This window comes from Paenarthrobacter sp. NPDC057355 (genome assembly GCF_042667405.1).
Taxonomy (GTDB): Bacteria; Actinomycetota; Actinomycetes; order Actinomycetales; family Micrococcaceae; genus Arthrobacter.
The window spans coordinates 1-8,552 of record NZ_JBHVAL010000012.1; the positions used below are offsets into that span (position 1 = coordinate 1).

General features: G+C 64.5%; 6 protein-coding genes. All 6 read right to left on the reverse strand.

Translation table 11 applies throughout. From position 1 onward, the window contains the following. Positions 1-71: 71 nt before the first annotated feature. On the reverse strand, positions 72-1,886 hold the full coding sequence (locus ACFUOZ_RS13780) for an acetyl/propionyl/methylcrotonyl-CoA carboxylase subunit alpha (RefSeq protein ID WP_377549044.1): 1,815 nt from the start codon (positions 1,884-1,886) through the stop codon (positions 72-74). Between the two features lie 105 nt (positions 1,887-1,991). After that, complete coding sequence (locus ACFUOZ_RS13785) at positions 1,992-2,663, reverse strand: Maf family protein (protein ID WP_377549046.1); 672 nt, start codon at positions 2,661-2,663, stop codon at positions 1,992-1,994. Between the two features lie 252 nt (positions 2,664-2,915). Further along, complete coding sequence (locus ACFUOZ_RS13790) at positions 2,916-5,441, reverse strand: MMPL family transporter (protein WP_377549048.1); 2,526 nt, start codon at positions 5,439-5,441, stop codon at positions 2,916-2,918. 1 nt (position 5,442) lies between these two features. Next, positions 5,443-6,153 (reverse strand): TetR/AcrR family transcriptional regulator, encoded by a 711-nt coding sequence (locus ACFUOZ_RS13795; protein WP_377549050.1) that lies wholly within the window; start codon positions 6,151-6,153, stop codon positions 5,443-5,445. A 157-nt stretch (positions 6,154-6,310) separates the two neighbouring features. Beyond that, positions 6,311-6,784, reverse strand: a complete 474-nt coding sequence (locus tag ACFUOZ_RS13800) for a YbjQ family protein (protein WP_377549052.1) — start codon at positions 6,782-6,784, stop codon at positions 6,311-6,313. 92 nt (positions 6,785-6,876) lie between these two features. Continuing rightward, positions 6,877-8,310: a dicarboxylate/amino acid:cation symporter gene (locus ACFUOZ_RS13805; RefSeq protein WP_377549054.1), complete on the reverse strand. Its 1,434-nt coding sequence runs from the start codon at positions 8,308-8,310 to the stop codon at positions 6,877-6,879. Positions 8,311-8,552 lie beyond the last annotated feature (242 nt).

Consider the following 8,552-nt stretch of genomic DNA (forward strand, 5'->3'; position numbering starts at 1 on the left):
GCCTAAGCACCCCTTAACGACGCCGGCCCCGCACCAAAAGGTGCGGGGCCGGCGTCGTTAAGCAGTGGTTGTTAGTCCTCGATGGTCGCGATGACTGCGCCTGCCGAGACGGTCTCACCGGGAGCTGCGGAGAGGCCGCGGACGGTCCCTGCCTTGTGCGCGGTGAGGGGCTGCTCCATCTTCATGGCTTCAAGAACAACGATCAGGTCGCCCTCGGCCACCACGTCACCCTCGGAGGCTGCGACCTTGACGATCGTGCCCTGCATGGGAGAAGTCAGTGCGTCGCCGCCGGCGGCAGCAGCTGCGGCGCCGGCCGAGCGGGAGCGCTTCTTCGACTTGCCTGCCTTGGTGCCCGTCCCAGTGGAAGCAGCGGCGACGCCGGCACCCAGGCCCGACGGCAGGACTACCTCAAGGCGCTTGCCGCCGACTTCGACGACGACGCGCTGGCGCTCACCGGCGTCGGGCTCTTCAGCGTTGGCGCCCGCAGCGGACCAAGCGGGGATGCTGTTGACGAATTCCGTTTCAATCCAGCGGGTGTGGACCTGGAACGGGCCCTCAGCGGGAGCAAATGCGGGATCCGTGACAACGGCGAGGTCGAAGGGAATGACCGTGGGGATGCCCTCAACCACCATCTCCTCGAGCGCGCGGCGGGAACGCTGGAGCGCCTGCTCGCGGGTAGCTCCGGTGACGATCAGCTTGGACAGCATGGAGTCGAAGTTGCCGCTGATGATGTCACCCTGCTCCACTCCGGAGTCCACCCGTACGCCGGGGCCGGTCGGGTTCTTCAACGTGGTAATGGTGCCCGGTGCAGGCATGAAGTTGCGGCCCGGATCCTCGCCGGTGATGCGGAATTCGAAGGAGTGGCCGCGGACCTCGGGGTCGTCGTAGCCGAGCGCCTCACCGCGGGCGATGCGGAACTGCTCGCGGACGAGGTCGATGCCGGTGACTTCCTCAGAGACGCAGTGCTCTACCTGGAGGCGGGTGTTCACTTCGAGGAAGGAGATGGTCCCGTCCTGGCCCACCAGGAACTCGCAGGTTCCGGCGCCGAGGTAGTTGGCTTCCTTCAGGATGGCCTTGGAGGATTCGTAGAGGCGCTTGTTCTGCTCTTCGCTCAAATACGGGGCGGGAGCCTCTTCAACCAGTTTCTGGTTGCGGCGCTGCAGGGAGCAGTCGCGGGTGGAGACAACCACAACGTTGCCGAAGGAGTCAGCCAAGCACTGGGTCTCGACGTGGCGGGGAGCGTCCAGGAAGCGCTCGATGAAGCACTCGCCACGGCCGAAGGCTGCTGTGGCCTCACGGACGGCGGACTCGTACAGCTCAGGGATTTCGTCCATGGTGCGGGCGACCTTGATGCCGCGGCCACCACCGCCGAACGCTGCCTTGATGGCGACGGGAAGGCCGAATTCCTCGGCGAACTTCAGGATCTCGTCGGCATCCTTGACGGGGTCGGCCGTGCCGGGCACCAGGGGTGCGCCGACCTTCTCGGCAATGTGGCGGGCCTGGACCTTGTCGCCCAGGGCCGAGATGGCTTCGGGGGAGGGGCCGATCCAGGTGATCCCGGCGTCAATGACTTTGGCAGCGAATTCGGCGTTTTCGGCCAGGAAGCCGTAGCCGGGGTGGATGGCGTCCGCGCCTGACTGCTTGGCGACGTCGATAATCTTGTCCATCACCAGGTACGACTCAGCGGCCGTGTTGCCGCCCAAAGCGTAAGCCTCGTCGGCGAGGCGTACGTGCAGGGCATCGCGGTCCGGGTCTGCGTAAACGGCCACGGAGGCAATGCCTTCGTCCCGGGCGGCTCGGATGATGCGGACCGCGATTTCGCCGCGGTTGGCAATCAAGACCTTGGTAAGAGGGCTGGAAATGGGCTGCGCCGGGTTAGCTGACAAGTTGTTGACTCCTTCTGTCCTTCAGGGAGCCTAGCGTGATTGTGAGGGTTCCGCCCATATTGATGGGGGATTCCGTGTGTGAACCGCCGTTCCTTTGTAGGGTTGCTACAAAGTGTTCTCCTGAGCATCCGAGGCCCACAGTTCCGTGACGCTTACGTTCGCGTGGACCAGCAGGTCCCGGAGGGTGGAGATGGAAAGCCCGACGACGGCGTGCGGGTCGCCGTCGACCTTGCGGATAAAGGCCCCACCCAAGCCGTCGATCGTGAAGGAACCGGCGCAGTGGAGCGGTTCCCCGGTGGCGATGTATGCGTTGATTTCCTGCTCCGACATCTCGGCGAAGTGCACCTCGGCACTTGAGACGGCACCCAAGGTGGCGCCCGTGCCCTCGGCTGTCTCGTCGTCGTCGACCTCTGCTGCCGTCTCCCGGCAGTCCACCAGCCAGTGGCCCGTGTGGAGGACGCCCTGGGAGCCGCTCATGCGCAGCATCCGTTCCCGGGCCACCTCCGCGGTGTAGGGCTTGCCGTGCGACTCGCCGTCGAATTCGAAGACGGAATCGCAGCCGATCACCAAGGCGCCCTCCGCCTCGGGAAGGGCGGCAACGGCCTCGGCCTTGGCACGGGCGAGCAGCAGTGCGGTGTCGTGCGCATCGGTGACTCCGTATTTGGCCTGGACCGCGTCCTCGTCCACGTCCGAGACCACGATGTCATGCGCGATGCCCGCCTCCGTAAGAAGCTTGGTGCGGGCGGGGGACTGGGAGGCGAGGATCAATCGGGTCACGCCCTCCAGCCTAATACGGACGCTCTCCCACATCCCGACACCTTCCGGCCAACCTTCTCTCACATCCCACCCCTACTTGCCGGTCCCTCTCTCACAAACCCACCCCCAAACGGCCGATGCTCTCTCGCTTTCGTGGAGAAAGTGAGAGAGCATCGGTGGATTGTGCCCGGGGAAGTGAGAGAGCATCGGTGGATTGTGCCCGGGGAAGTGAGAGAGCATCGGTGGATTGTGCCCGGGGATGTGAGAGACGGTCTAGTGGACGAGCTCCCCTGAGCCGGTCTTCGACCGATCGCTGCGTTCCAGCTTGGCACCCTCAACATCGACGTCCGGAAGGATCCGCCCCAGCCATTTCGGCAACCACCAGGCCTTCTCGCCGAGCAGGTACATGATGGCCGGCACGATCGTCATGCGGACCACGAAAGCGTCGATGAGCACACCGAACGCCATCGCGAAGCCGAGCGGACGGACCATGGTCAGGTGGCTGAAGATGAAGCCGGAGAACACACTGACCATGATGATCGCGGCCGCCGTCACCACTGCAGCTGCGTGGCTGAAGCCCGTGCGGACGGCGTGCTTGGCGGACTCGCCATGCATGAAGGACTCCCGCATTCCTGAGGTAATGAACACTTGGTAGTCCATGGCGAGGCCGAACAGCACACCGATCAGGATGATGGGCAGGAAGCTCAGGACCGCGCCCGGGTTCGCGACGTCGAAGACGGATCCCAGCCAACCCCACTGGTACACGGCAACCACGGCACCGAATGCGGCGGCCAGCGAGAGCAGGAACCCACCCGTAGCCAGCAGCGGCACAACGATCGAGCGGAACACCAGCAGCAGCAGGATCAAGGACAGGCCCACCACAATGGCAAGGTATGGCGGCAACGCAGCGCCCAGCTTCGCGGACACATCGATGTTACCGGCAGTCTGCCCGGTCAGGCCGATGGTGACGCCGAGGTCGTCGTGGATGGCTTTGCCTTTGGCACGAAGATCGGACACTACCTGCACGGTTCCGGCGCTGGCGGGACCTTCCTTCGGAATGACCTGGAAAACGGTGGTGCGGTAGTCGTCGCTGATCGCAACGGGTACCGCCGCCGTGACGTTTTCCACGCTGCGGAGCTGCCCGGCGACGTCGTATTGCTTGTTCTTGGCGTCGTTCTCGGTGAGGCCCTCGGGGAACTCAGCCACCACGATGATCGGGCCGGTCATGCCTTCGCCGAAGCTGCTGCGGGTGAGGTCATAGGCCTTGTAGGCCTGCGAATCGACTGGTTCCGAACCGCCGTCGGGCAATGCCAGCCGCAGCTGCGAAGCGGGCAGCGCCAAGGCGCCCAACAGCACGACGCTCGCTATGAGGGAAACCCAGGGGTGACGCGTGACCAGCCCACCCCAGCCACCGCTGCTGCGCTTTTCGTCACGCTCGCGGTCAGCGGCTTCGTGCCCGGGTTCTGAGTTATGTTGGGCGGCCTTCGCCCATGCGCGCTTGGAAATGAGCCTGCGGCCGATCAACCCCAGGACGGCGGGCGTCAGGGTCAAAGCCACGACGACGGCGACGCCGACTGTCGCTGCGGCGGCAACACCCATCACGGCAAGGAACGGCAAGCCGGGCACCACCAGTGCGGCCAGCGCGATGATGACGGTGAGCCCGGCGAACAGCACGGCGTTGCCCGAGGTGCCGGTGGCGAGGGCGGCGGATTCTTCCCCGTCCATGCCGGCCAGCAGCTGGGTCCGGTGGCGGTTGACGATGAAGAGGGAGTAGTCGATGCCCACGGCGAGGCCAAGCATCAACGCAAGCATGGGGGAGATGGAGCTCATGTCGATCACGCTGGTGAGCGCGAAGGTTCCGCCGACACCGACGGCCACGCCAATCAGGGCCATAAGGAGAGGCAGGCCCGCGGCGATCAGTGTGCCGAGCATAAGAATCAGAACCAAGGCTGCAACGGCGACGCCAACAATCTCAGCTATGCCGAAAATTTCGGAGACGTCCTCGGTGATCTCCTTGCTGGCGTAGGCGGTTACGCCGGCCGAGGACACGCCGTTGACGATCTCCTGGACTTCCTCACGCACCGCGGGGTCAACGGCGTTGATGGAGGTCTTGAACTGGACCTGGGCAACAGCGGCCTTGTTGTCACTGGAGACGAAGCGCAGGCCCTCAGAGGCCTCGGCCTGCCGCTTGCCGAGTTCGAGTTTGACGGCGCCATCGGCAGCTTCCTTGTCTCCGGCGTCGAGCTTTTCCTTGGTCGCGGCCAGTTGGGCGCGCTGCGCACCCAACTGGGCGTCGATCTGGGCGGGCGTGAGGCCGGAGGCTGCCAGTTGCTGTTCGACGGCGGCGAGCTGGGCTTCGCCCGCAGTGAGCTGTGCGCGCCCGGCGTCCAGTTGGGCTTTGCCCTCGGCTGCCTTGGCCTCACCGGCGGCGATGTCGCCCGGTGCCTTGTCCAGCTGTTCCTGCGTCGTAAAGGGGTTCACCGTGGACTGGACGTCGGGGATGCTCTTCAGTTTCTCGAGCGCTGCGCCAACGGCATCCTTCTTCGCCTGGTCGAAACCTGAATCCCCGGCGTCGAACACCACACTGGCGGAACCGCCCGACGCGTCCGGCAAGGCTTCCTTGAGTTTGTCGGCCATCCGCTGCGTTTCCGTGCCGGGGATGGTGAAGTTGTTGGACATGGTGCCGTGGAAGGCGGCGGCTGAGCCGCCCACGGCAACCAGTACCGCGAGCCATATCGAGATGACCAGCCAGCGGCGGCGATAGGAAAATTTGCCGAGGCGGTAGAGGAACGAAGCCATGTCAGAACCGATCTGTGGTGGAAGGTACGGGTGCGGTTTGAGCGGAGGCGCCCGACGACGGCGCGAAGCCGCCTCCCAGCAGCCCCATCGCATCGATGAGGTGCTGGCGAAGGACAGCGAGTGATTCAGGGGAGAGGTCGGGTCCGCGCTCGGCAAACCAGACGTTCATGGCAGCTTTGCCACAGGAAATGACGGAGCCTGCCAGCGCATGCAGGTAGAGCTCGCTGACGCCTGCGCCAAGCCTGTAGCGGGCTGCGTCGATGATCTGCTCGGTGCAGTGGTCCCAGGCTTCGAGCTCGGAGCGGGCCAGGGAACGGTTGTCCTGGGTCAGGCTGAACAGCTCGGCCATGGGGGCAACGGACATGGGGTCGGCGAGGGCCATCAGCGCGGCTTGGGCGGATTCGAGGATCGACTCGTCCGCTGGCCGCAGCCGGAACTGCTCCAACGCCCGGTCCATGAAACCGTCCGCTACGGAGGCGAGGGCGGCTTCAAGGCTGGGGAAGTAGTTGAAAAACGTGCGTCGGGAAACCCCTGCGCTGGCAGAGATGTCCTCGACCGTGAAGTTTCCGGATCCCTTGCTGCGCAGGAGACCCAGGGCGGCGGCAGCAATGGAGCTGCGGGTAGCGGCCTTGTTGAGTTCACGCCGCGAAGGCGTGCTTGGCTCGGCCGGTGTGGGTGCAGGCACCTGTTCCTGGCTGCTGTTGGAAGTCACGTACTTACACTAAGTGCAACTTTGCACTCTGCGCAAATAGCTTCAGAAGGCCCTCGGAAAAGGTCCCGCCCTGCCCCTTCCCTGCGCGGTCTAATTGGGAAGGGGCAAAAGCGGGATGGACTTCAGTGGGGCCCTGGGCCTCAGAAACTGCTGGGGCTCAGAACTGCTGAGGGGGAACGGGCGGCTGCCCCGGGAACTGCGGCTGCTGCGGGGGAGCGGGCTGCTGCGGTTGGACGGGCTGCCCGGCTGCCTGCTGGCTGGCGTTTTTGGTCAGGTAGATCGACTGCCCGGTGGCACCTGCCTCGCCCTCACCCAAAGGAAGCACATAAACGGCGGTGCCATAGGCGCACACCTCAGTCCAGTTGGTGCCCATTTCGGAAGTGTCAAAGCGCATGGCAACAATGGCGTTGGCGCCGCGCTGCTGTGCTTCGTTGACCATGCGCGCCATGACTTCCTGACGGCTTTCGTAGAGCGCTCTGGTCATTTCGGGCAGCTCGCCGCCGCCCAGTGAGCGGAAACCGGCAAGCATCTGGGAGCCGATGTCCCGCGAACGGACGGTCAGGCCCATGACTTCGCCGAAGACGGCGTCGATTCGGTGGCCCGGGATTTCATTGGAGGTAACGATCAACATGGTCAGAGCCTATCCAGCTTTCGGCCCTTTAACGGGGAAATCCCCCGGGGAGAACTCCCCGGGGGATCAGCACCGTTCATAATCGGCTGAAGCTACGCTTTGGCGCCGGCCAACCCGCGCTCGTCGGCTTCCGCTGCGGCCTTGTCGGCTGCGTACTCGTCGGCGAACGCTGCACCGTTGCGCGGCGCGTTGTACAGCGACTCATCCAGGATGCCTTGGCGCTTGGCCACAATCGCGGGAACCAGGGCCTGGCCGGCTACGTTGACCGCGGTGCGGCCCATGTCCAGGATGGGGTCGATGGCCAGCAGGAGGCCGACGCCGGCCAGTGGCAGTCCCAGCGTGGAGAGGGTCAGCGTCAGCATCACGACGGCGCCAGTGGTGCCCGCCGTAGCTGCGGAACCGAGGACCGAGACCAGGACAATGAGCAAGTACTGGCTGAAGTCCAGGTTGATGCCGAAGAACTGGGCCACGAAGATTGCGGCGATCGCCGGGTAGATCGCTGCGCAGCCGTCCATCTTGGTAGTGGCGCCCAATGGCACGGCGAAGGAAGCGTAGCCCGAGGGAACGCCGAGGTTCCGTTCAGTGACGCGCTGCGTGAGCGGCAGCGTGCCGATGGAGGAACGGGAAACGAAAGCCAGCTGCACGGCCGGCCACACGCCGGAGAAGTACTGCTTGATCGAGAGGCCGTGCGCACGAACCAGGACCGGGTAGAGCACAAAGAGGACCAGGGCCAGGCCAATGTAGATGGCTGCCGTGAACTTGCCCAGCGAGCCGATGGTGTCCCAGCCGTAGATGGCCACGGCGTTGCCGATCAGGCCAATGGTTCCCAGCGGGGCGATGCGGATGATCCACCACAGGACCTTCTGGATGACGGCCAGTGCGGACGCGTTGAACGTCAGGAAGGCCTCAGCCTGCTTGCCCACCTTGAGGGCGGCAATTCCGACGGCGATCGCGACCACCAGGATCTGCAGGACGTTGAAGCTGACAGACGTGCTCACCGTGGTGGCAGCGTTGGCGCTTTCTGTGACAGTGGAGCTTGCGCCCAGGCCCAGGAAGTTCTTCGGGAACAGGCCGATCAGGAAGGCCCACCAGTCACCGGTCTTGCCGGCGTATTCTGCTTTTTGGGTGATGCCCGTAGCAGCGCCGGGCTGCAGGAGCACGCCCAGGCCGATACCGATCAGCACGGAAACCAGGGAGGTGATGGCAAACCAGAGCAGGGTGTTCCAGGCCAGCCGGGCTGCGTTGGAAACCTGGCGAAGGTTCGCGATGGAGCTCACCACGGCGGTGAAAATCAAGGGAACGACGGCGGTCTGCAGCAACGAAACGTAGCTGGAGCCGATCGTCTGGAGAGTTGCGCCGAGGCCGTTGGGGGCAGCCTTGGTGCTGCCGGTGTACTTGGCGATGAGGCCAAGAACCAGACCGACAATGAGGGCAGCGATGATCTGGACGCCGAAGGAACCGGCCCACTTGGGGAGCCGGAAACCGGACTTTCCAGCTGAAGGGGATGTTTGGATTGAGGTGCTCACCGGAACACGGTAGGTGCTTGCCAAATAACATAGCGAACGGACGTTGAGAAATGTTACGTGCGCAAATGTTATTCCCTGTGCACTTGTGACCTTGCTCTCGGGCAGGCACCGGCGCAAATGGGGTGGGTGCCGGCGTCGTTGTTGTGGTCCGCACCCCGTAACGCCGATCGCACCCGTAACCGCTGGTGCATTTTGCGGCTAGGGGTGCGAAGCCAACGCCGAAGGGGTGCGCTTGGCGGAAT